This window comes from Lactobacillus sp. UMNPBX16 (assembly GCF_002553775.1).
GTDB lineage: Bacteria > Bacillota > Bacilli > Lactobacillales > Lactobacillaceae > Lactobacillus > Lactobacillus crispatus.
Map to the genome: position 1 here is coordinate 1 of NZ_PCYU01000093.1, position 1,098 is coordinate 1,098.

At 35.5% G+C, this 1,098-nt stretch carries 1 protein-coding gene; it reads right to left on the reverse strand.

The features are described 5' to 3' along the window. Positions 1-223: 223 nt before the first annotated feature. On the reverse strand, positions 224-778 hold the full coding sequence (gene def / locus CP367_RS10520; protein WP_005718875.1) for a peptide deformylase: 555 nt from the start codon (positions 776-778) through the stop codon (positions 224-226). Positions 779-1,098: the final 320 nt, after the last annotated feature.

Consider the following 1,098-nt stretch of genomic DNA (forward strand, 5'->3'; position numbering starts at 1 on the left):
AAACTATTTTACAGTCTCAAATTTGGTCAATGTTATTGACGTAAAATAACATCAGTTGTACGATAATCATGTAGTAAATGATTAATAAATTCATTTGCTCGTTATAAGAAGTCTCTTCAATCTTCTTAATTCCCAATGTATGAGTCACTGGCCTAGTTAACCAGTGACTTTTTTTATACAAAAAAGCCTGCAGATGCAGGCTTTTGTTTTGGTTAAATAACAATTAAGAAATTACGACTGTATCTTCTTTAAGTGCGAATGGATCCTGCTTATTAATGCGGTCATAGAACAAGTGACCATTTAAGTGATCAATTTCATGAGAAGAAACAATTGCTGGGTAATCCTTTAAGCGAATGGTTTTTTCTTCACCGTCAACGGTGTAGTAATGAATGGTTAATTTATCAGGGCGGGGAACGTAACCATTAATAACTTCATCAACACTAAGGCAACCTTCACCTTCGCTAAGACAAGCTTGACGAACAGATTCAGAGACAATCTCTGGGTTAACATAAACTTCTTTAAAGATAATTTTGCCTTGATCATCAGGAACTAAAAGTGCAGCCATTTGTACACCTTCACCTACTTGAGGTGCGGCTAGGCCAACGCCTGCTCTTAATTGGTGCTTTTCAGCAATCTTAGGATCTTGTGAATCAATTAAGTATTGCATCATATCATCAGCTAATTTTTTATAGTGATCACTAAGTGGAAATGTTAAAGGCTTGGCAACTTGACGTAAGACGGGATCACCGTCACGTACGATATCTTTCATTAAGATCAAAATAATTACTCCTTTTTAAAAATTATTATCTACATTATATTTTTACCATAGTTTAATAGTTTTTGCTTGTTTTTGCATAAAAAAATCCAGGGTTAACTTGATTGTTAAGCGTTGACCCGTATGCAGTTAGGTGGTAAAATTCACTAACGTAACTATACAGATTTAAGAAAAGCACTTCGATAAGGCGCTAATGCGTTACCGAAACTGTGACAGAGTCACAGTTTTTTTATTGAAGAGTGGGGAGGAATACTTTTGTCAGAAAAAAGAAGAGACGATCTAAGAAACATTGCGATCATTGCCCACGTTGACCACGGTAAGAC